Origin of the sequence: Streptomyces sp. NRRL S-31, from assembly GCF_000718775.1 — a bacterium.
Taxonomy (GTDB): Bacteria; Actinomycetota; Actinomycetes; order Streptomycetales; family Streptomycetaceae; genus Streptomyces.
This window is the reverse complement of record NZ_JOCB01000034.1, coordinates 1-20,580: the sequence shown is the minus strand read 5'-3', so window position 1 is coordinate 20,580 and position 20,580 is coordinate 1. Positions and strand designations below refer to the sequence as shown.

General features: G+C 72.2%; 20 protein-coding genes and 1 pseudogene. 9 read left to right on the top strand and 12 right to left on the bottom strand.

The features are described from left to right. Window positions 1–33: 33 nt before the first annotated feature. On the bottom strand, window positions 34–909 hold the full coding sequence (locus tag IF37_RS0115545; RefSeq protein ID WP_037856572.1) for a LysR family transcriptional regulator: 876 nt from the start codon (window positions 907–909) through the stop codon (window positions 34–36). Between the two features lie 168 nt (window positions 910–1,077). On the opposite strand from IF37_RS0115545, the gene IF37_RS0115540 reads away from it, so the two are divergent. The 4 genes from IF37_RS0115540 (at window position 1,078) to IF37_RS0115525 (ending at window position 4,673) form a co-directional block, all read left to right on the top strand. After that, a complete protein-coding gene (locus IF37_RS0115540) occupies window positions 1,078–2,487 on the top strand; it encodes a DHA2 family efflux MFS transporter permease subunit (protein WP_079165753.1) in 1,410 nt (469 codons plus the stop codon). A gap of 91 nt (window positions 2,488–2,578) precedes the next feature. Next, complete coding sequence (locus tag IF37_RS0115535) at window positions 2,579–3,184, top strand: VOC family protein (protein ID WP_052845207.1); 606 nt, start codon at window positions 2,579–2,581, stop codon at window positions 3,182–3,184. Continuing rightward, entirely contained in the window at window positions 3,181–3,435 is a 255-nt protein-coding gene (locus IF37_RS0115530) for a hypothetical protein (RefSeq protein WP_052845206.1), read from the top strand. The genes IF37_RS0115535 and IF37_RS0115530 overlap by 4 nt, the downstream gene beginning before the upstream one ends. Then, complete coding sequence (locus tag IF37_RS0115525) at window positions 3,432–4,673, top strand: FAD-dependent monooxygenase (protein WP_030742227.1); 1,242 nt, start codon at window positions 3,432–3,434, stop codon at window positions 4,671–4,673. The genes IF37_RS0115530 and IF37_RS0115525 overlap by 4 nt, the downstream gene beginning before the upstream one ends. Before the next feature lie 291 nt (window positions 4,674–4,964). On the opposite strand, the gene IF37_RS0115520 is transcribed toward IF37_RS0115525, so the two are convergent. Beyond that, window positions 4,965–5,834, bottom strand: a complete 870-nt coding sequence (locus IF37_RS0115520) for a LysR family transcriptional regulator (RefSeq protein ID WP_030742225.1) — start codon at window positions 5,832–5,834, stop codon at window positions 4,965–4,967. 602 nt (window positions 5,835–6,436) lie between these two features. On the opposite strand from IF37_RS0115520, the gene IF37_RS0115515 reads away from it, so the two are divergent. Then, complete coding sequence (locus IF37_RS0115515; protein WP_030742224.1) at window positions 6,437–7,306, top strand: helix-turn-helix domain-containing protein; 870 nt, start codon at window positions 6,437–6,439, stop codon at window positions 7,304–7,306. Between the two features lie 58 nt (window positions 7,307–7,364). Here the strand turns inward: IF37_RS0115515 and IF37_RS0115510 are convergent, their stop codons facing one another. The 5 genes from IF37_RS0115510 to IF37_RS0115490 form a co-directional block, all read right to left on the bottom strand. Beyond that, a complete protein-coding gene (locus tag IF37_RS0115510; protein ID WP_030742223.1) occupies window positions 7,365–8,006 on the bottom strand; it encodes a CoA transferase subunit B in 642 nt (213 codons plus the stop codon). Next, complete coding sequence (locus tag IF37_RS0115505) at window positions 8,003–8,761, bottom strand: CoA transferase subunit A (RefSeq protein WP_030742222.1); 759 nt, start codon at window positions 8,759–8,761, stop codon at window positions 8,003–8,005. The genes IF37_RS0115510 and IF37_RS0115505 overlap by 4 nt, the downstream gene beginning before the upstream one ends. 2 nt (window positions 8,762–8,763) lie before the next feature. Beyond that, window positions 8,764–10,533, bottom strand: a complete 1,770-nt coding sequence (locus IF37_RS0115500; RefSeq protein ID WP_030742220.1) for an FAD-dependent monooxygenase — start codon at window positions 10,531–10,533, stop codon at window positions 8,764–8,766. Further along, window positions 10,530–12,479, bottom strand: a complete 1,950-nt coding sequence (locus IF37_RS0115495; RefSeq protein ID WP_030742218.1) for a maleylacetate reductase and hydroxyquinol 1,2-dioxygenase domain-containing protein — start codon at window positions 12,477–12,479, stop codon at window positions 10,530–10,532. Before IF37_RS0115495 ends, IF37_RS0115500 begins: the two co-directional genes overlap by 4 nt. Before the next feature lie 201 nt (window positions 12,480–12,680). Next, window positions 12,681–14,306, bottom strand: coding sequence for an MFS transporter (locus IF37_RS0115490; RefSeq protein ID WP_079165751.1), 1,626 nt, complete (start codon window positions 14,304–14,306; stop codon window positions 12,681–12,683). A gap of 89 nt (window positions 14,307–14,395) precedes the next feature. Between IF37_RS0115490 and IF37_RS0115485 the strand changes: the two genes are divergently transcribed. Next, window positions 14,396–14,761 (top strand): helix-turn-helix domain-containing protein, encoded by a 366-nt coding sequence (locus IF37_RS0115485; protein WP_030742214.1) that lies wholly within the window; start codon window positions 14,396–14,398, stop codon window positions 14,759–14,761. A gap of 105 nt (window positions 14,762–14,866) precedes the next feature. Here IF37_RS0115485 and IF37_RS0115480 read toward each other — a convergent pair whose 3' ends face one another. The 5 genes from IF37_RS0115480 to IF37_RS0115460 form a co-directional block, all read right to left on the bottom strand. Next, window positions 14,867–16,180, bottom strand: coding sequence for an NtaA/DmoA family FMN-dependent monooxygenase (locus tag IF37_RS0115480; RefSeq protein WP_030742211.1), 1,314 nt, complete (start codon window positions 16,178–16,180; stop codon window positions 14,867–14,869). Further along, the gene (locus tag IF37_RS0115475; protein ID WP_052845205.1) at window positions 16,177–17,025 is read right to left on the bottom strand and encodes a creatininase family protein; all 849 of its coding nucleotides are present in this window, start codon (window positions 17,023–17,025) and stop codon (window positions 16,177–16,179) included. The genes IF37_RS0115480 and IF37_RS0115475 overlap by 4 nt, the downstream gene beginning before the upstream one ends. Then, window positions 17,022–17,909, bottom strand: a complete 888-nt coding sequence (locus IF37_RS0115470; RefSeq protein ID WP_052845204.1) for a dihydroorotate dehydrogenase — start codon at window positions 17,907–17,909, stop codon at window positions 17,022–17,024. Before IF37_RS0115470 ends, IF37_RS0115475 begins: the two co-directional genes overlap by 4 nt. 58 nt (window positions 17,910–17,967) lie before the next feature. Beyond that, complete coding sequence (locus IF37_RS42100) at window positions 17,968–18,540, bottom strand: nucleoside 2-deoxyribosyltransferase (RefSeq protein WP_030742206.1); 573 nt, start codon at window positions 18,538–18,540, stop codon at window positions 17,968–17,970. A 199-nt stretch (window positions 18,541–18,739) separates the two neighbouring features. Beyond that, window positions 18,740–19,219 carry a flavin reductase family protein gene (locus tag IF37_RS0115460; protein ID WP_030742205.1) on the bottom strand — a complete coding sequence of 160 codons (480 nt, stop codon included), beginning with the start codon at window positions 19,217–19,219 and terminating at the stop codon, window positions 18,740–18,742. Between the two features lie 193 nt (window positions 19,220–19,412). On the opposite strand from IF37_RS0115460, the pseudogene IF37_RS46620 reads away from it, so the two are divergent. The 3 genes and pseudogenes from IF37_RS46620 to IF37_RS46370 all read left to right on the top strand — a co-directional run. After that, window positions 19,413–19,562: pseudogene (locus tag IF37_RS46620) on the top strand (AsnC family protein); the annotation flags it as partial. A 147-nt stretch (window positions 19,563–19,709) separates the two neighbouring features. Then, window positions 19,710–20,399, top strand: a complete 690-nt coding sequence (locus IF37_RS0115455; RefSeq protein WP_052845202.1) for an Lrp/AsnC family transcriptional regulator — start codon at window positions 19,710–19,712, stop codon at window positions 20,397–20,399. A gap of 46 nt (window positions 20,400–20,445) precedes the next feature. Continuing rightward, on the top strand, window positions 20,446–20,580 hold a 135-nt coding region (locus IF37_RS46370; protein ID WP_158727343.1), incomplete at its 3' end, for a hypothetical protein.

The window sequence follows — 20,580 nt, the reverse complement described above, 5'->3', positions numbered from 1 at the left end:
CACCCGGCCCCGCGGCCCCTTGACGGGACGGCCTCAGCCGCCGAGCTGCTTGCGCAGCACCGTCTGCAACCCGATCAGGTTCGGGTTGGTGGAGTTGCGGTCCAGCCACGTCATCGTGACCGGTGTCCGCAGGTCGGCGTCCTCGACGCGGACCACGGCCACCTCCCGCCGCTCGGCCTGGGCGCGCACCGCGAGCGCCGGCAGCAGCGCGCAGCCCATGCCGGCCGCGACGCACGCCCCCAGTGTGCCGATGCTCGACACCTGGGCGACCGGCTCCTTGGCGACCGGCGCCGCGAAGACGCCGTCGTACATCTCCCGGAAGCCGCACCCCCGTTCGGTGGCCAGAAACGGCTCCCGGGACAGGTCCGCGAGCGGCGCCCGGCCGCGTTCGGCCAGCGGATGCTCCGGCGGGACGATGACCACCAGGGGCTCCTCCGCGAGCGTCTCGGCTCGCAGACCGGCGTCCGCCGGCGGATCGCCGAAGGTCAGGCACACGTCCAGGTCGCCCCGGCGCACCGCCCGGTACAGCTCTCCGCGGTTGTCCTGGGTCACCCGCACCCGCGCCTCCGGATACAGCGACCGGTAGCGCGAGAGCACCCCGGGCAGCAGGTTCAGCCCCACCGTCTCCAGCGCGCCGACCGCCACCTCCGAACCCGGCCGGGCCACCGCCCAGCGCGCCTCCTCCAGCAGCTTGAGGATGCGTTCGGTGTACTCCGACAGCACCTTCCCCTGCGGCGTCAGCCGCACCCGCCGCTGCGAGCGGTCCAGCAGCTCCACACCCAGGTCGCGCTCCAGCGCCTGGATCTGGTCACTGACGCTGGACTGCGCGTAGTGCAACTCCTTCGCCGCCTGAGTGACGCTGAGCGTCCTGGCGACCGTTTCGAACGTCCGAAGATGTCGTAACTCCACGGCCCGGCTCCCCCCTTGCTGAACTATCGGCTGAGCCGATGTTACCCATAGGGCATTCCCGCCGTCACCAGCGACAATTGCCCATTCCGGTCCGCTTGAATGGTGGGTGCCGCTCCCAACTCATGGGATGTCACGGCGAATTCCCGAAATCGAAACGAAGGAGCGCACATGTCGACGCAGGCGGAACCGCAACGGGCTTCCGTCGCACCGGCACGAACCGACAAGCCCTCCCGGACCTTGCTGATCGGCCTCTCGCTCGGCTACTTCATGGTCCTGCTGGACATGACGATCGTCTCGGTGGCGCTGCCCGCCATCTCCAGTGACCTCAACGTCGGGCTCAGCGGTCTGCAATGGGTCACCAACGGCTACACCATCACGTTCGCCGCCCTGCTGCTCACCGCCGGCTGGCTGTCCGACCGCTACGGCGGCCGCCGCATCTTCATCTGGGGTCTCGTCACCTTCGGCGTGCTCTCCGGCATCTCCGCCGCCGCGACCACGCTGGAGGCGCTGGTCGTGCTGCGCCTGGCGCTCGGCGTCGCCGGCGCGCTGCTGCTGCCGGCCTCCCTCGCCGTGATCACCAACGCCTACACCAACCCCGCCGACCGGGCCCGCGCCGTGGGCAACTGGGCGGCGATCACCGGCGCGGCCCTCGCCGCCGGACCGCTGGTCGGCGGCGCGCTCACCGACTCGGTGGGCTGGCGGGCCATCTTCCTGGTCAACGTGCCGCTCGCCCTGGTCAGCCTCGTCATCACGGTGCGGCTGGCCCCCGAGACCGTCCGCAAGCAGCGCAGCGGCCTCGACGTCACCGGCCAGCTCAGCGCGGTCGTCGCCCTGGGCGCCCTGGTCTACGCCCTGATCGAGGGCCCGGACAAGGGCTGGGGCGCCGGCCTGGTGGTGGGCGCCCTCGTCGTGACCCTCGTCGCGGCGGCGGTGTTCCTCGTCGCGGAGTCCCGCGCCGGCGACGCGGCGATGCTGCCGCTGCGCATGTTCCGCAGCCGCGGCTTCTCCTCCGCGCTGGGCGCCGGTCTGCTCGCCAACTTCGGCCTGTCGGGCCTGCTGTTCGTGCTGTCGCTGTACTTCCAGGAGAGCCGCGGCTACTCCTCCTTCAGCGCCGGCCTGGCCTTCCTGCCGCTGACCCTGCCCACCGCCTTCAACCCCATCTACACCGGACGCCTGGTCGGCCGGATCGGCCCGCGCCGGCCCGCCACCACCGGCTTCCTGCTCATGGGCGTCGGCGCGCTGCTCCAGGCGCCGTTCACCGGGAACGACGCCCTGGCGCTGACGGCCACCGTGGTCGGCCTGCTCGCCTTCGGCTTCGGTGTCTCCTTCGCCCTGCCCGCGCTCGTCGCCGGCACGGTCAGCTCCGTACCCACCGAGCTGGCCGGCATTGGCTCCGGCGCGCTCAACTCCGCCCGCCAGATCGGCGCGTCGCTCGGCGTCGCCGTCCTCGGTGTGGTCCTCAACCTGTCCTCGACCAACGCCGACGGCACCCGTTGGGCGCTGGTCGTCGGCGGCGTGGCCCTGCTCTTCGGCGCGCTCGTCGCCGTGACGGGACTGCGGGGGCGTACCGCCGCCTGACCGCACGCACCGCGTGCGTGGACAGCGGCCGTGACCGACCCCGTCCCGACGTGCAGCGCCCTGCCGTCCTGCCCCAACCCCAGGAGGAGCAATGGCAACCGCACCACCGTCCGCCCGGCCCCCGGCCGGCCAGTCGGGCCTGCACGTCGACGGGGTCGACCACCTCGCCTTCGTCACCTGGAAACCCCGCGCCACCGTCGACTTCTACACCGGCGCCCTCGGCATGCCGCTGGTGCACGCGATCACCGCGACCGGCTGGGTCACCGAGGACTACCCGGACTTCGTCCACTTCTTCTTCGACATGGGCGCGGGCAACCGCATCGCGTTCTTCTACTACTTCGGCCTGCCGGAGGAGGACGCCCCCAGCGACCTCATGCACCGCTCCCGGCACCTCGCCTTCCATGTCGACACCGAGGAGGAACTCCTCGCCTGGCGGACGCGCCTGAAGGCGCACGGGGTGCGGGTCACCCGTCCGCTCGCCCACGAACTCATCGAGTCCATCTACTTCGACGACCCCAACGGCATCCAGCTGGAGATCACCCGGCCCCTGCGCGAGATGGGCCCGATCGACTCCCGGGACGCGGAACTGACCGTCCGCGCGCTCGCCGACGTCGCCGAGTCGCCCCGCCCCACGGTCCAGGCGCTGTGGCAGCGCAAGGCCGAACTCGTCCGCAAGAGCACGGAGGTGGAGGCGTGAGCCTGGCCCTGTACGTCCTCGACGTCCCCGAGTTCGAACCCGTCGTCCACACGGCCGAGGACGCCGGCATGAGCGTCGAGCGCCGCGGCGACTACCTCCGGCTGAGCACCACCGAGGAGGAGATCGTGCTGAGCCGCGACCCGGACGCGATCCGCACGGCGCTGTGGCACGCCGCCCTCACCGGCGGCCTCGACGGCCGCATCGTCTCCTTCACCTCCGACACCCTCCACCTCGCCAAGGAGACGTCATGAGCGAGCAGCCCCGCACCGACCCGGCGCGCCGTCATCCGGTGCTGGTGGCGGGCGCGGGCCCGGCCGGCCTGAGCGCCGCCCTGGCCCTGCGCGCGGCCGGCCTGCCCGCCGTGGTCCTGGAGCGCCGTACGGAGGAGACGGTACGGCCCGGCAGCCGGGCCGCCTATCTGCACGGCGCCTCCCTGCGCGAACTGGAGCGGCTGAGCCCCGGGCTCGGCCACGAGGTCGCCGGCCGCGGCCTGATGTGGGCGACCAAGCGGTCGTACTGGGCGGGCAAGGAGGTCTACACCCGCACCTACCCGCTCCTCACGCGCGAGGGACTGCCGCCGTTCACCAGCCTGCCGCAGGTGATCACCGAGGACCTGATGGTCACCGCGTGCCGCAAGGCGGGGGTCGAGTTCCACTGGGGCGTGCAGGTGGCGTCCGCCGAGTCCACCCCCGACGGGGTCCGGCTGACGGACTCGACGGGCCGCGAGTGGCTCGCCGACTACGTCATCGCGGCCGACGGTTCCCGCTCGGTGCTGCGCTCCGCGATCGACAGCCCGCTGGAGGGGCCCCGCTCGCGCAACACGTTCGTGGTGGTCGACCTGGAGGACGACCCGGCCAACCCCATGCCCGTCGAGCGGGTCTTCCACTACCGGCACCCCCGCGTCGGCGGCCGCAACGTGCTGACCGTGCCCTTCGCGGGCGGCTGGCGCGTCGACCTCAACCTCCTGGTCCGCGACGACCCGGAGCGCTACGTCTCGCCGGAGGGCCTGCGCCGCTGGATCCCGCGCATCCTGCCCGAGGCGTACGGCGAGCGGGTGCGGTGGGTGTCGACGTACCGGTTCGCCCAGCAGGTGGCCGCCCGGTTCACCGACGCCCACCACCGGGTGCTGCTGACCGGCGAGGCCTCCCACCTGTTCGCGCCGTTCGGGGCGCGCGGCATGAACTCCAGCATCCCGGACGCGGTCGGCGCGGCGGACGCGGTGGCCGAGGCCCTCCAGGCCCGCGACGCGGGCGCGGCCGGAGCGGCGGTGGCCCGGTTCGCCGCGGAACGCAAGGAGGCGGCGATGTACAACCGCGCCTGCGCCAGCGGGGCCCTGGAGCACATGCTGGCGCACCGGCCCTCCCTGTGGCTGCGCCAGCGGGCCGCCGCGGCCGTGGCCACCGCCGGGCGGCGGGCCGGCGCGTGGCTGGACTCCGCGCCCTACGGGCCGAAGCTGGCCGCGCGCGGGGCCGCACGCAGCTCGTACTGACGGGGCTCGTGGCCGCCGGCCGGCCACGCCCCACCCTCGAAAGACCGCCTCCGACGGCGGCGTGGCGGGACCGGTCCAACCCCCCGTGCCGGTTCACGGCCCCGCCGCCGTCGGAGGCACGAGCATGCCGTGGACGGGAGCGACGGCGACGGGAACGACACGGGGTACGACGGCGACGGGAACGACACAGGGATGCGACGGGGGCCGGGACCCGGCGCGACGGGCAGAACAGGCGAGCCGGGCGGGACCGGCGGGACGGGTACCGTCGACCCGTGGGCGGGGCCGCCCCGCTCACGGCGGGGACAGCGGGGCGCCCACCAGCGTGGCGCGGGCCGCGGCCCGCGCGGCGTCGACGACGCACGAGCGCACGGTGGGGGCGAAGGCCAGGTAGACGGGGAGCGGCGCGGGCGGCGGGCCCAGGGTTCCGGGCGGGGCGGGCCGCAGCTCGGGATGGCTGTGGTGCGCGGTCTCGTCCAGCGCCGTGCAGGCGAGCCCCGCCTGCACCGCCGCCCGTACCGACAGCGGGTCGGCGCTCCAGGGGACCGAGCGCCAGGCGACGCCGTTCTGGGCGAGCGTCTCGACGATCCGGATGCTCAGGGCCGAGCGGCCGCCGGTCAGCGCGACCGGGACACGTTCCCCGGGCCCCAGCCGGACGTCTCCGAACCAGCCGAGGCGCAGCCGTCCGAGCATCTCGCTGCGGGGCGTCTCGGTGCCGAGCAGCAGCGCCGCCTCCAGCTCGCCGTCCGCGACCCGGTCGACGAGCGCGGTGCTGAGTCCGGTGACCATGCAGCAGCGGATCTGCGGGTGTTCGTCGGCGAGTTGGACGAGCATGCTGCCCAGGCCCTTGGCGAAGTGGATCGAACAGCCCATGGTGAAGGAGTCCTGGCTGCGGATCGCCGAGAGTTTGCTGAGGACTTCGTTGTTGAGCAGGATGACCCGGCGTGCGTGCGCCACCAGTTCCCGTCCGGCCGGCGTCAGTCGTAAGGGGCGCTTGGCCCGCTGGAACAGCGGCGCCTGGATGATGGACTCCAGCCGCTGTATCTGCTGGCTGACGGTCGGCTGGGTGACGTGGAGCGCTTCCGCGGCACGGGAGAAACCGTCCTCCTTGACCACGGCCAGGAGAGTCCGCAGGAGCTTCACTTCGATGTCGCGCTCCACCACTGCCTCACACCTTTTCCGGTCGCAGCGGCCGGAAACATGCGGCTGGCCGGGCCGGTGGTACGGCGACTGGGGAGGAAGCGGAAGCAGAAACGTTTCTGGATGCACGACGACAGAACATGGGCGGCCCCCCGCAGCTCGCGTTATCCGATGGTGATGTGCGGAAGCATTGATACCCGATCGAGCGGATGTGCGACGAGACTCTCTTCGTGGGAAAAGGCGAGAAATAGCCGGTTTGTTCCCATGATTTTGCCGCTTCTTGAGCTGTCGCGCGGGTGCGTGCGGCGGCCGCTGTGATACCCAACGGGCCGGACCGTGAAACGCGCGCGGGTCGGCGCCCGCCCTCATGGCCGAACATCGCCGTGCGCACCGGCCGGCGGCCGGCCGCTGGGCCGTCGCGGCGGAGCCGTGACCGCGCACCCGCTCCGGCACATCCCGTCAGGAGGCGTCCGAGGGTGACGCGCCGGCGGGATCCTGCCCGATCGGCGCCCGACTCTGCACCGAGGACGCGTCATCGGGGTCACACCCGGGAAGGGTTCGACGGAACTCACACCGATGTGCTTCCATGATCGACAGGAGTGCTGGTGCCACGAGGAGGTCGCACCGTGCCGGAGCTCTCAGTGGCCGATACGGTCGGGATCCTGCGTCGCCCCGGCGTACGGCCCCGGTACAACAGCGCGGGGCTCGGCTGGGAGCACGCCTATGTCTCGTCCCAGCGGGAACGGCCCTACCGGGCGACGTTCGATCTCGCCCCCACCCATCTGCTGATCCTGCACCTCACCGGACCCGTGACCGTACGGCGTGGCCGGGACGGCGAGGCCCGGTCGCGGGTGGTCCCGGCCGGCGGCCTGTTCCTCCAGCCGGCCGGCCGGGAGCTGACCGTGGAACTGGGCGGTGGTCTCGACACGGTGCACGTCTATCTGACGGACGACACCCTGCGCGAGGCCAACGACGGACGACCGGTCGAGCTGGCCGAGGAGACGGGCTTCACCGATCCGCTCGCCGAGCAGGTCGTGATCGCGCTCGACGGCACCGTGCGCCGCTGGGAGCCGGCCGCCCGCACCTACGTGGACCAGCTGACGGGCATGCTCGCCGCCCAGCTCGTCCGGCGGCACGCCGTCCGCCCCGCGCCGGCGCCGACCACGCGCGCCGGGCTGTCCGACCGTCAGCTCACCGCCGTACGGGATCTCATGCGGGAGCGGCTCGCCGAACCCCTGCCGATCACGGACCTGGCCGCGGCGGCCTCGCTCAGTTCCAGTCAGTTCACGCGCCAGTTCCGCGCGAGCACCGGGCAGTCACCGCACCAGTACCTGCTGGGGCTGCGCCTGGACCACGCCTGCCGGCTGCTGCGCACCGGGTCCGCGCCGATCGCGGAGGTGGCGGTCGACTCCGGGTTCTCCCACCAGGAGCACCTGACCAGGGTGATGCGGGCCCGTCTCGGCACCACACCGGCGGTCGTACGGCGCGAGGGGTGAGCGGGCCGCCCCCGGACCGGCACGGCGGCGACGCCGTACCCGCCGCGGGGGCGGCGGATCACCGCGGGCCGCGCACGGTCAGCGGCACGGGGGTGACTGCGGTGATCCGGTCCACCGTCACACCGGGCGCCGTCTCGACGAGTTCCAGTCCCCGCCCGGTGACGTCGAGGACGCCCAGGTCGGTGATGACACGGTCGACACAGGCCCGTCCCGTCAACGGCAGCGTGCACTCCGGGACGATCTTGCAACTGCCGTCCTTGGCGAGGTGCTCCATCAGCACCACGACCCGTCCGGCGCCGTGCACGAGGTCCATGGCCCCGCCCATGCCCTTGATCATTCGCCCCGGTACGGCCCAGTTGGCCAGATCGCCGCGCGCGGAGACCTGGAGCGCGCCGAGGACGGCGGTGTCGATGTGACCACCCCGGATCATGGCGAAGGACAGCGCAGAGTCGAAGAAGGAGGCACCCGGCAGGACCGTCACCGTCTCCTTGCCCGCGTTGATGAGATCGGCGTCGACCTCCTCGGGTTCCGGGTACGGCCCGACCCCGAGCAGGCCGTTCTCGGAGTGCAGGACGACATCGACGTCCGGCGGCATGAAGTCGGCCACGAGGGTGGGCAGTCCGATGCCGAGGTTGACGTACGTGCCGTCGCGCAGCTCCCGTGCGGCGCGGGCCGCCATCTCGTGTCTGCTCCAGCTCATCGTGCGCGCACCGTCCTCTTCTCGACCGGCTTGTCCGCGGCCTGCTCCGGGGTCAGCTCGACGACACGCTGGACGAACACGCCCGGCACGTGCACCGCGTCGGGATCCAGCTCGCCGGGCTCGACGAGTTCCTCCACCTCGGCCACGGTGATCCGGCCGGCCATGGCCGCCAGCGGGTTGAAGTTGCGGGCCGCCCGGTGGAAGACGAGGTTGCCGTGACGGTCGCCGCGCGCGGCCCGGACGAGGGCGAAGTCGGTCCTGACGGCGTGCTCCAGCACATGTTCCACGCCGTCGAAGACGCGAACCTCCTTGGCCGGCGAGGCCACCGCGACCGAGCCGTCGGCGCCGTAACGCCAGGGCAGGCCGCCCTCGGCCACGGCGGTGCCGACACCGGCCGGGGTGTAGAACGCGGGAATCCCGCTGCCCCCGGCCCGCAGCCGCTCGGCTAGCGTCCCCTGCGGGACCAGCTCGACCTCCAGCTCGCCCGCGAGGTACTGGCGGGCGAACTCCTTGTTCTCACCGATGTAGGAACCGGTGACCCGCGCGATGCGGCGCGCCGCCAGCAGGACACCGAGACCGCGTCCGTCGACGCCGCAGTTGTTCGACACGACGGCGAGGTCACGGGCTCCGGACTCGTACAGCGCGCCGATGAGCACCTCCGGCACCCCGCTCAGCCCGAAGCCGCCGACGGCGAAGGATTGTCCGTGCGTCACGTCGGCCAGTGCCTCCGCCGCGCCGGCCACCCGCTTGTCCACGCTCACCGCCCCAGGACGTGGCGGAGCGCGGCGAGCAGTCCGTCCAGGGCCTCCCGCCCCGTCTCGGGCGGGGTCGCGCGCCGCCACGCCACGTGGGCGTCCGGGCGCACCAGCAGGGCGCCGCCCTCCGCGATCTCGCTCACCCGGCTCCACTCGCCGTAGGAGTCACGGGCGCCGTCGTCACCGATCCGCACGAAGCGCAGCGGTATCCCCAGTTCCTCGCGGCACGCTGCGGCCGCCTCCTCCCAGACTCCGCCCGACCGTCCCGTCAGGACGGTGAACTCGCCCTTGCCGACCACGTCGAGCGTGGAGATCCGCCTGCCGTCGCCGTCGACGAGCCAGGCGTGGGGGAGCTTGGCGCCCGGGCGGGTCGTCGGCCGGGCCACCAGCTCGCGGTCCTCGCCCCAGACCTCCTCGGGCGAGTCGTCGGCGACGACCGCGCCCGAGACGTAGCGCTGGTTCATCTCCACACCGTGCGCGTTGAACTCGAAGTTCTTGAGCTGGATGGCCTCCTCCAGCTGACGGCGCCGCTTGGCGCCCTCGGCGGTGCCGGCCCGCAGCGCGTCGAGCCCCTGGGCGATGGTCTGCTCGTCGCCGTCGGCACCGACGCCGAGGGTGTCGAAGATCGGCCCGAACTGGTCGCGGCTGAGGTTGGCGCGCTCCACGATCTGCCGCCCCACCGGGGCGCGTTCGGCCGTGTAGCTGTCCAGCAGCGCCGGTCCGGCCTCGCCGCGGACCACCATGGCGAGCTTCCAGGCGAGGTTGTAGGCGTCCTGCACGGAGGTGTTGGAGCCGAGGCCGTTGGACGGCGGGTGACGGTGGACGGCGTCGCCCATGCAGAAGACCCGGCCGGAGGAGAAGGACGAGGCGTAGGCGTGGTTGACGGTCCACAGGGCGGTGGAGGTGATCTCCACCGGCAGGTCCGGTACGCCGATCAGGTCGCGCACGATCCCGCGCGCCGTCTCCTCGTCGACCGCGGGCGGCGGCTGCTCGATGTCGTAGCCCCACACCAGCAGCCACTCGTTCCACGGCCGGACCATACGGACCAGGCCCATACCGATGCCACCGGTCGCCGCGCCGGGCCGCAGCACCCAGTACAGAACGCTGGGACGGTGCGCGGTGTACGCGGAGAGATCGGCCTTGAAGCCGATGTTCATGCTGCCGGCCTTGCCCATCCGTCCCTCGACCGGCAGACCGATCTGCTCGGCGACGGTGCTGCGTCCGCCGTCGGCCCCGATCAGATACCGGGCCCGTACGGTGAACTCGTCGCCGCGGATCCGGTCGCGCAGCACGGCCGTGACGCCGTCCGCGTCCTGGGTGAGGCTCAGGAACTCGGTGTCGAACCGGACCTTGGCACCACGGGCCGCCGCGTTCGAGGTGAGGATCGGCTCCAGGTACGTCTGCGGCAGGTCGAGCATCTGGCAGGGGCTGGTGGAGGCGTACTCGGTCAGCGAGTACGGTCCGGTGCCCCAGCTGCGGATGCGGCCGATCTCCTCGCCGGCCAGCGCCGTGCACAGCACCGTGTCGCCCATCAGGTGGGGCGGGCTGCCCTGGGCCAGCGCCTCGTCCTCGACGCCGAGGTCGCGCAGCACCTCCATGGTGCGCTGGTTGGTGATGTGCGCCCTGGGGGTGTTGGCGAGCCAGCCGTACTTGGTGACCTGGAGGGTGCGGATGCCGTAGCTGGCCAGCAGGAGGGCGGCCGTGCCGCCGGAGGGTCCGCTGCCGACGACGAGGACGTCGGTGTCGTAGTCGTGCGCGGTGGTCGGGGTCATGCTGAGGTGCTCCTGGATCGGTCGGTCAGCGGGGCGATGCGGAAGGTGTGGTCCAGGCGGCGCCACTCCCCGTCGAGGCGGCGGCCGTCGGGGGTGGGTCCGGTCTGCGGGGCGAAGTCGACGATCAGCGGGTCCTTGACGCCGAAGACCGTGTCGCTGTCCAGGTAGGCACCGCCCGCCACGAACAGCTGCGTGACCAGGCGGTGGTGGCCGGGCGCGTCGATCATGAAGTGGAGATGCGGCGCGCGCTGGTGGTGGCGGCCGACCGTGGTGAGCAGCCGCCCCACGGGGCCGTCGCCCGGAATGGGGTACTCCGAGGGCAGGATCGACCAGAAGGTGAGCCGCCCCCGGGCGTCGGTGCGCAGCCGGGCCCGCAGGACCGGCTCGTCCAGGTCGGGGAGCTGGACGTCGTAGAAGCCGTCCTCGTCCGACTGCCAGACGTCGACGACCGCGTCCGCGACGGGCGCGCCGGAGGTGTCGGTGACCGTCACGTCCACCCACAGCGGCGTGCCCGGCAGACCGCCGGAGATGTCGTCGCCGTGCGCGGCCTCGGGCGGGTCCTCCACGTAGAAGGGGCCCAGCACGGCGGACGGGGTGGTGTCGGGGGTGCGGGAGTTGGTCAGCAGGTCCACGGCGCTGGACACGCCCAGCACGTCCGAGAGCAGGACGAACTCCTGCCGGGTCGGTCCGCAGAGCTGACCCGTCCGGGTGAGGAAGTCGATCGCGTACCGCCACTCCGCGTCCGTGACGTCCTGCTCGGCCACGAAGGAGTGCAGCTGCCGTACGAGGTTCGTGAGCAGGGTGCGGGCGCGCGGGTCGGGCGTGTGCGCGAAACTCGCCACGACCTGTTCGGTGAGCTTGGCCAGGGTGGCGGCGGTGGTGGCGGGACCTGTCGGCCGGCGCCCGTGCCAGGCGTCGGCGAGCAGGCCCGAGATGCCCTCGGCGGTCAGCTCACGAGGGTTCGGGTACGGCGTGGCCACGGCCTGCTCGGCCGCGCGGGCCAGGTCGGCTTCGGGCATGCCGAGGTCGCGCAGCGAGGTCGGTCCGCCCAGCGCGGCGACCAGGTCGTACACGCCGCTCGGGGCGTCCGGCACGTCCAGGGCGCGGGCGATGCGGCGCATCGCGTCCGGGGCCGCGGGCGCGTTGTAGGCCATGGCGTGCGGCAGGATCACCGTGTGCGTCTCGGCGTGCGGCAGGCCGAAGGAGCCGCCCAGGGTGTGGCAGAGCTTGTGGTGCAGGCCCATGCCCACCGTGGCCAGGCAGGTGCCGGCGAGCCAGGCGGCCTGGAGCAGGTCGGCGCGGGCCTCCCGGTCCGCCGGGTCGGCGGCGAGCCGGGGCAGAGCCCGCGCGATCCGGGAGATCGCGTCGAGGGCCCGGGCGTCGGTGACCGGCTCGGCGTCGGGGGAGTACAGCGCCTCCACGGCGTGCGCCATCGCGTTCACACCGCTCGTCACCGACAGGGACAGGGGCAGCGAGAGGGTGAGGTCGACGTCGTAGACGACGGTCTCGGGCAGGATGGCGGCCGAGGACCGGGTGACCTTGCGTCCCTCCTGGGTCTCCCCGAGGACCGGGGTCACCTCGGAGCCGGCGTACGTGGTCGGCACGATCACCTGCGGGAGGCCGGTGCGTACCGCCAGGGCCTTCGACAGGCCCGTCGTCGAACCGCCGCCGACGGACACGAGGCAGTCGGCGTCGGCCTCCCGGAGCAGGGTGAGGGCCCGTTCCGTCACCTCCACCGGTGTGTGCATGGCGGCGCCGGTGAATTCGGCGGCCACGAGCCCGCCCAGCGCGTCCCGGACACGTGCGGACGCCTCCGCGAGCGAGGGACCGGACAGCAGCAGCACCCGCGTGCCGCCCAGCCGCCCCACCTCCTCGGCGAGCCGGCCGACGGTACCGGAACCGAAGACCACTCGTGCGGGATGGGATGTGTGCACGAACGTCCGCATGTGGGCATCGCCTCCGCGAGTCGGTCGGGGTGCGGTTGTGCTGCACCACCGAGTCTGCGGACCACGAGCGGGTGAACTCCTGCACGATCGAGGCGTGTTGCTGCACAGATCGCGCACCACGGGTGGGTACGGCGGCCCCGAGCGGACCGTGGACGGGACGGGAGGGAGCGGCTGCGGGCGTACCCGGGCGGGCGGGGCGGGTCAGCCGCCGCCGGTGGCCGGTCGGTCGCCGCCGGTCTCCTCGGCGCCCCGGCGCGGGCGCAGCAGCGTCGCCGCCAGCAGCGCGGTCGCGGCCAGGCCGGCCGCCGCGATCACCGACACCGCGGTGAAGCCCCGGTCGTAGGCGTGCTGTGCCGAGTGCAGCACCGCGCGGGCGGTCCGGGACGGCAGCTGTGTCATGACGTCCTCCGCCGCGGCGAACGACTCCTCGGCGCGGGCCCGCTGGTCCTGGGACAGGCCCGGCACCGGCGGCAGGCCCGTGCGGTACACGGCGGTCAGGACGGTGCCGAGGACGGCGACACCGAGTCCCGCGCCGAGTTCGAAGGACGTCTCCTGGATGGCCGCCGCTTCCCCGGACCGCTCGGGCTGCGCGGCGCCCATGATGGAATCGGCGCCCAGGGTCATCACGATGCCGGCGCCGTACCCCGCGGCGAGCAGCGGGACGAGCAGGACGCCGTAGTGCCCGGTGTCGCCGACGGCCGCGATGGCGGCGTACGCGACGGCGAACAGGGAGAGCGCGCCGGTCAGCGCCCAGCGGTTGCCCCACCGGTTCGCCGCCCAGGGGGCCGTGACCGCGCCGAGGGCGTTGGCGCCCGCCAGCGGCATCAGCGCGAGCCCGGCGCGCACCGGCGAGTACTCGCCCACCTGCTGGAGCCACTGGGTGAGGAAGAACAGCAGGGCGACATAACTGCCGAAGCAGCCGATGACGCACAGCGTGGCCGTGGTGAAGCGACGGTCGCGGAAGAGGGCGAAGTCCAGCAGCGGCTCCGGGATGCGTCGTTGCCGCCGGACGAAGAGGTGGATCAGGGCGGCGCCGGCGAGGGCGGTGACGACGATCACGGTGTTCAGCCCGGCGTGTTCGCCGGCCTGCTTGAGCGCGTAGACCACGCCCGCCAGACCGGTGACCGACAGCGCGACGCTGGCCACGTCCCAGCGGCGGGGCACGGGATTGCGCGACTCGGGGATGACCCGGGCCCCGACGGCCAGAATGACGACGATGACGGGGACGTTGATGAGGAACACCGCGCCCCAGCCCCACCTCTCGGTGACCAGACCGCCCGCCAGCGGGCCGATGGTGGCGCCCACGCTGTGCGCGGAGGTCCAGATGCCGAGGGCGAGGGCGCGCTCGCGGTCGTCGGTGAAGACGACCCGGATGATCGCCACCGTGGACGCCATGATCATCGCCGCGCCGACCCCGAGCGCGGCACGGGCCGCGATGAGCTGTGCGGTCGAGGTCGAGAAGGCGGCCGCGGCGGAGGCGAGTCCGAAGGTGAAGAAGCCGCTGAGCACCATGCGGCGGCGGCCGATGCGGTCGCCGAGGGTGCCACAGGTCACCAGGAGGGCGGCGAGCGTCAGCGAGTAGACGTCGACGATCCACAGCAGCTGGGCGGGGCTCGGCTCCAGCTCCCGGCTCAGGCTCGGCACCGCGACATGCAGGACGGTGAGGTCGATGCCGCACAGGAAGAGGCTGCCGGACACCACCGCCAGTACCAGCCACCGCTGCCGCGCGGGGAGGGCCGGCCGGTCCGGTCCGGCGTCCGCGGACGGGGCCGCGCGCTTCCCGCCGTCGGCTGATCCGGCCGCGGCGGGCGCCTTGCTCTCTGTCATATTCTCAGCTTCCGGGAGTACCGACGCGGGCCGCAAGTACGGTCATTCGTGTCCCCTGGTGCCACGCTGTATACCAATGGAGGTCAGGTATGCGATCCAAGGTGGAGGAAACCTCGGACCACTGTGCGGTCGAGTTCGCCATGGAGCTTCTCGGCGGCCGTTGGAAACTCGCCATTCTCAAACAGCTGGTCTCGGGTACGCACCGGTTCGGCGAACTGAGGCGTGCGCTGCCGGGGATCACCCAGCGCATGCTGACCCGCCAGCTGAGGGAGCTGGAGGCGGACGGGCTGGTGGCGCGGACGGTGTACCGGGAGGTGCCGCCGCGGGTCGAGTACACCCTCACCGACGTCGGTCACACCCTGGACTCCCTCACCGAGCAACTGGACACCTGGGGCCGCTGGTACCGCGACACGGTGCGCCGTGAAGCGCCGTCCCGGCTCGGTGCGTCCGTCTGACCGGGACACGGGGGCGCAAGGCACCGGACGGGGCGGCCGGCTCACGACGGAGAAGATACGCGGCCCGGTGCGCACCGTCCGGCGACTCGGGGTGTCCCGCCGGGCTCAGAACTCGGCGAGGTTCTGCCGCAGGGTGTTGCCGGGCGTGTACGCGTCCCGGGTCAGCCCCCGGCGCCGGAGCGCGGGCACGAGCCCGTCGGTGACGTCGGCGACCCAGCGGCGGTTCAGCCGGAGCACCGGGGTCGTGAGCATGAACCCGTCGCCGCCGACCTCCTCCATCACCTCCCCCATCCGCTCCGCCACCTGGTCGGGTGTGCCGACGAGTTCCACCGAGGAGACCAGCCCCCCGGCGGCGTCCAGCACCAGCTCCCGCAGCGTCTTGCCGCTGCCCCACTGCTGGAGCTGGTCGAGCGAGCCCTGTTCCCCGTTGGTCTGAAGCCGGTACGGCAGGGGCTCGTCCAGGTCGAACTGGGCGAAGTCGATCTCCGTGAGCGCGGAGGTCTCGGCGAGGATGTCGTGGATGAACTGGGGCGACGAGATCATCCGCTGGTGTTTGTCCCGTGCCTCCTGCTCGGTCTCGCCGAGCGTGGGCGTCACACAGAACAGGACCTTGACGTCGTCGGGGTCGCGGCCGGCCGCCTCGGCGTGCTTGCGCACGTCGTCGCGGAACTCCTTCATCCCGGCGACCCCGTTGGCGATGGCGATGACCGAGTCGGCGTTGCGCGCGGCGAAGACCCGGCCGCGGGGCGAGGCCCCGGCCTGCACGAACGCGGGCCGGTGCTGCGGCGAGGGCACGGTGTTCAACGGGCCCCGCACGCTGAAGTACTCGCCCTTGAAGTGGATCGGGCGGACCTTGGTGTGGTCGGCGTAGATCCCGTTCTCCCGGTCGAGTACGACGGCGTCCTCGTCCCAGGAGTCGAAGAGCCGGCGCACCACGTCGACGTACTCGTCCGCCATGGCGTACCGCACGTCCCGCGTCGGCAGCTTCTCGAGGCCGAAGTTCCGTGCGGCCAGGTCCTCGGCGCTGGTGACGATGTTCCAGCCGAAGCGCCCGCCGAGCATGCTGTCCATCGTCGAGGAGAGGCGCGCCGTCATGAAAGGCGGGTACGCCAGGGTCGACAGGGTGGCGACGATACCCAGGTGGGAGGTGGCCAGGCCCATCGCGACGGCCAGCGGGACCGGGTCGTGCTTGGGGACGACCATGCCTTGCCGCAGCGCCCGCTCGGCGGAACCGCCGTAGCTCTCCGGGACCATCAGCTTGTCCTCGATGATCACGTAGTCGAAACAGGCGCGTTCGAGTGCCTGGGCCACCTCCGTGTGGAACTTGCCGTCCCACGGGGAGCCTCCGGTACCGAAGGGGCCCTGCCAGTCGTCCGGGGTGAAGTTGAAGATGCAGGCGAGGTGGAACTTCCGGGTCACGGCTGTGGGTTCCCTTCGGGGCGTGCGGCGGTTCGGCGCCGCGGGTCCGGGTGGCGGCGGTCCGGACGGGTCTGGGCGAAGAGCAGCCCGCTGCCGTCGCGGACCATGGCCGTCGCCTCGTCCACGACATGGCGCAGCAGCTTCTCCCCGAGCCCGGCGTCGGAGCCGGAGGTGGAGGAGAGGACCCCGCGGTGGGTGGTCTGTGCCACGTCGACGGGGTGCAGATAGACACCCGCGCGGGGCGGGTCGTCGTGGTCGGGACGTTCGTCGGTGACGAGGTCGGGCCGCAGGTGGAGCATCAGGCTCGTCTCGGTGACTCCCGCGTGCTCGGCGTGCCAGCCGGGGAACCTGGGGATCTCGGCATCGGTCCAGGTGTCCCGGACCAGGCTCCACCAGCTGAAGGCGAAGACCTCCGTGCTGTCCAGCAGACCCCGCTCGCGCACCTGGTCCAGCGCCTCGAAGAGGAACGGCTCGTTCTCGTAGTGCCCGTTGACCACGACCAGCCGGGCCATGGGCAGGGCCGCCAGGGCCGTGATTGTCTCGCGCAGGAAGCGGACGAGGGTGTCTCCGGCCACGTACACCGTGCCGGGGAAGTACAGCCCGCCGCCGCTCTGCGGCAGGGAGCGGGCGCCGATCGCCTGCGCGGGCAGGGTGAACGCGTCGAGTTCCTTCGCGATCTCGCCGGCGAAGGCCTCCGCCAGGATCAGGTCGACCGACAGCGGCAGATGCGGGCCGTGCTGCTCGATCGCCCCGATGGGCCACACGACGGTGCGCCCGCGCACGGCGTCGGCGACCTGGGCGCTGGTCAGGTCGGTGAGTGGTGATCCAGGGTGGCGAGTCGTCATATGCCCGCGGCCTCGACCGTGCCGACCTGGGCCGGGGCGGGCGGACCGAGGAGGTCGCGGGTCTCCGCCACGATGCGCTCGAGCGTCTCGTACATGTCGGTGTGCAGGGCCGTGTACACCTGGGCGACGTTCGCGCCGACGCTGAGGTAGTCGGCCACGTCACGCCCGCTGCCGACTCCGCCGCAGCCCATGATCGGCAACTCGACGCCCCTTTTGCGCAGTTGCCAGACGGCGGCGAGGACGAGCGGCTTCAGACCGGGGCCCGAGTAGCCGAAGACGCCGTCCAGTTCGAGCCGGCCGGTCTCGGGGACCACGGCCGCGCCGCCGATGGTGTCGCTGAGGGTGATGGCGTCGGCTCCCCCCGCGATGGCGGCCCGCACCCGGTCCTGGAGCCCTTCACCGACGGCCAGCTTGACGGAGAGGGGCAGCGCCGTCCTGCCGCGGGTCTCGGAGGTGTAGGCGTAGACCCGGTCGGGGTTGTCGTCCTCCAGCCCCTCCTCCTCGTTGAGGCAGGAGATGCCGAGTTCCAGGGCCCGGCAGCCGGTCCCCTCGACGTCCTTGGCCAGGGCGGCGAGTTCGGCCGGGGTGTCGGCGTGCAGGGAGGCGATGACGGGCAACCCGTCGTCGGCGAACGAGCGCAGCACGCCCAGCCAGTGGTTGACCGGGCGCTTGGAATAGGTGGTGCTGTTCAGCATGCCTACGGGCAGGCGGATGATCCGCTCGTCGAGGCCCTGCGGCGGGTTGGGGTGGATGGTCTTGGTGACGACGGCTCCGGCGCCCCGCTCGATGAGCCGGCGGATGTTGCGTTCCTGGTCCGTCAGCAGTCCGGAACCGACTATCACGGGATTGGCCAGCGACAGGCCCAGTATCGACACGTCAGACACTCGATGACTCCGTCCGGGTGGATGAAGCGGGTGTGGGTGTGCGAAGGAGGGTGTCCGACTAGGCGACGAGACTCGCGGTGACGGCCTCGCGCTGCCGCTCGGTGGCGGCGAGCACCGCGTCGATGAGCAGGGCCGGCTTCTCGGTGAACTCGTCGAAGTCGATGGCCTGGACGGAGCCCACGCGGTGCAGGCCCTTGAGGAGGTGGCTCGCGGAGTCGGCGAAGGGCTGCTTGGTGATCAGGACGATGGGACGCCCCAGCGCGGTGGCCCAGCCGAGTTCGACATGGGTACCGTCCGTGCGCCGCAGGGTCCCGTCCTCCAGCAACGGCAGGACCGGCACGAAGACGTCGCACTTCCTCATCCAGCGCAAGTCCCGCACGGAGACCTGTTCGGGGGTGAAGGACGCCGTCTCGGCCCCGAACTTCTCCACGAGGTGTGCCGAGAAGACATTGGCCCCGTTGTCCCGGGCGATGCCGATCGCGGTCTGGATCGCGTCCTGCAAGTGACCGACGAACCCGCCCGCCAGGATGGCGTGCTGGATCGGGCCGCCGACGAAGACGTCGAGTCCGGCGAGCAGGCCGCTCTGCTGTGCGGGCGTCTCTTCGGTGCGGGTTCCCGGCTTCGATTCCATGGCGTTGTCACTCCTGTTTCCTGGGGGGTGATGACTTCGACGGGGGTGCTGGCTTCGGCGCCCGGCCCGGGTCCGGGCAGGGCGGGGTGCGGTACGGCCGCCGTGCGGGCACGCGCAGCCGGACCGGGGTCGCGGGGAGAGGGAGAACGGGAGGGGTACCGCGGGCCGCACGGCGGGCCGGCCGCCGGGCACGCGCCGGTCAGGCGGTGTCGTCGATCCGCGCGTACCGGCCGCGGTAGTACAGCAGTGGCTGCGGTGCGTCGGCCGGCGCCTCGACCCGGCGCACGTCACCGATGACCACGAGGTGGTCGCCGCCGTCGTGCTCGGTGTGCACACGGCAGTCGATCCACGCCGTCGCGCCGTCCAGGCGGGGCGCGCCGTCCGGTGACGCGGTCCAGGACACGCCCTCGAACTTGTCGCCGCCGGAGCGCGCGAACCGCTCGCACAGCGAACGCTGCTGCTGCGCCAGCACGTTGACGCAGAAGGAGGTACTGCTCCTGATGGCGGGCCAGCTCGTCGAGGTGCGGCTGACGCAGAGCAGGACGCGCGGCGGGTCGAGGGAGAGCGACGAGAACGCCTGGCAGGTGAATCCGGCGGGACTCGTGGGTCCCATGGCGGTGACGACGGTGACACCGGAACAGAAACGCCCCAGCACCGAGCGGAACACGCTGGAGGCCACGGGGTCCTGGACTGCTGCGGTGGTGCTCTCGCCTAACAAGGGGCCCTGTCCTTTCGGCCCGGTACGGGCCGGTCGCAGAGGACAGGTCCGCCAGGCGCCGGTTCGGCGATGGGTCCCCGAGTCTGCCTCAGTTGATCGATCGCGACAACAGCCACAAGTTTTCTGATAAAGATCCTGCCATCATTGCCGTGTGATGAACGGTTCAGACATGTGTGACGACCTTGACCAGCGCATCGTGGCAGCACTCCAGATCAACCCGCGGGCCCAGGTGGCAGAGGTGGGGCGCATACTCGGCGAACACGAGCGCGCGGTGGCGCGGCGCGTCCAGCGGCTCCTGGACTCGGGCCTCGTCCGCTGCACGGCCGACCTCGACCCCCTGCGCAGCGGATTCGGACACTCCGCACACGTCCGACTGCGCACCGCAAGGGATTGTCTGGAAAATGTCCGCCAAGGATTGGCAGGGCACCCGGAAGTGCTTAACGTCGCCGCTGTGAGCGGAGGGGCCGGCCTCCTCTGGTACCACCTGCTCGTGGAGGGACGGCCACGCCTGACCTCGCCGCTGGAGGAGATACCCGGTCTGCCCGACGCCACGGTGCTCGACGCGCACATCACCCTGCGCCCGTTCCGCACCGAGGCCGAGTGGCACGCCCCCGTCCTGACCACAGAGGAGGAGAAGCGCTTGCGGGCAAGTCTGGTCCAGCCCCTGCCCGGACCCGCACGCAGACACGACCTCACGCCCACCGACCGGCGTGTCGCCGAGGCCCTCACGAGGAACGCCCGTATCAGCCTCACCGACCTCGGCAGGGAGCTGGGTTTCTCCACCGCCACCGCGGGACGCCGGGTGGCCTCCCTGCTGGAGCACCGGGTGCTGCGGCTGCGCACCGTCGTCGATCCGGCCGCCCTGGGCCGTCCCGTGACGGCGCGCGTACGGCTGAAGGTTCACCCGGCGGGCCTCGAGACCGTCGGTACCGCCCTGTCCGCCTGCCCGGACGTGCGCTTCTGCGCCGCGGTGACAGGGCGTCACAACATCCTCGCGGACGTGTGCGTCGAGGACGAGACCGGCCTGTACGGCTTCATCGTCGGCACACTCGGAGCGCTACCCCACATCCTCGACTGTGACACGGAGATGCTCACACCCGTCTCCGCACCCGGCTCCACCGCGAGCGACCCGCTCCGATGAGCCGTGCCGTCCCCCCGCCAGCGACCACGGGAGCCCCCTCTTGGCCATGACGCCCGATTCCACGACGACCAAGCACCTGTTGGTCACCGGGGGTGTCGCCTCCTCGCTCGGCAAGGGTCTGACCGCCTCCAGCCTGGGCATGCTGCTCAAGGCCCGCGGACTGCGTGTCGTGATGCAGAAG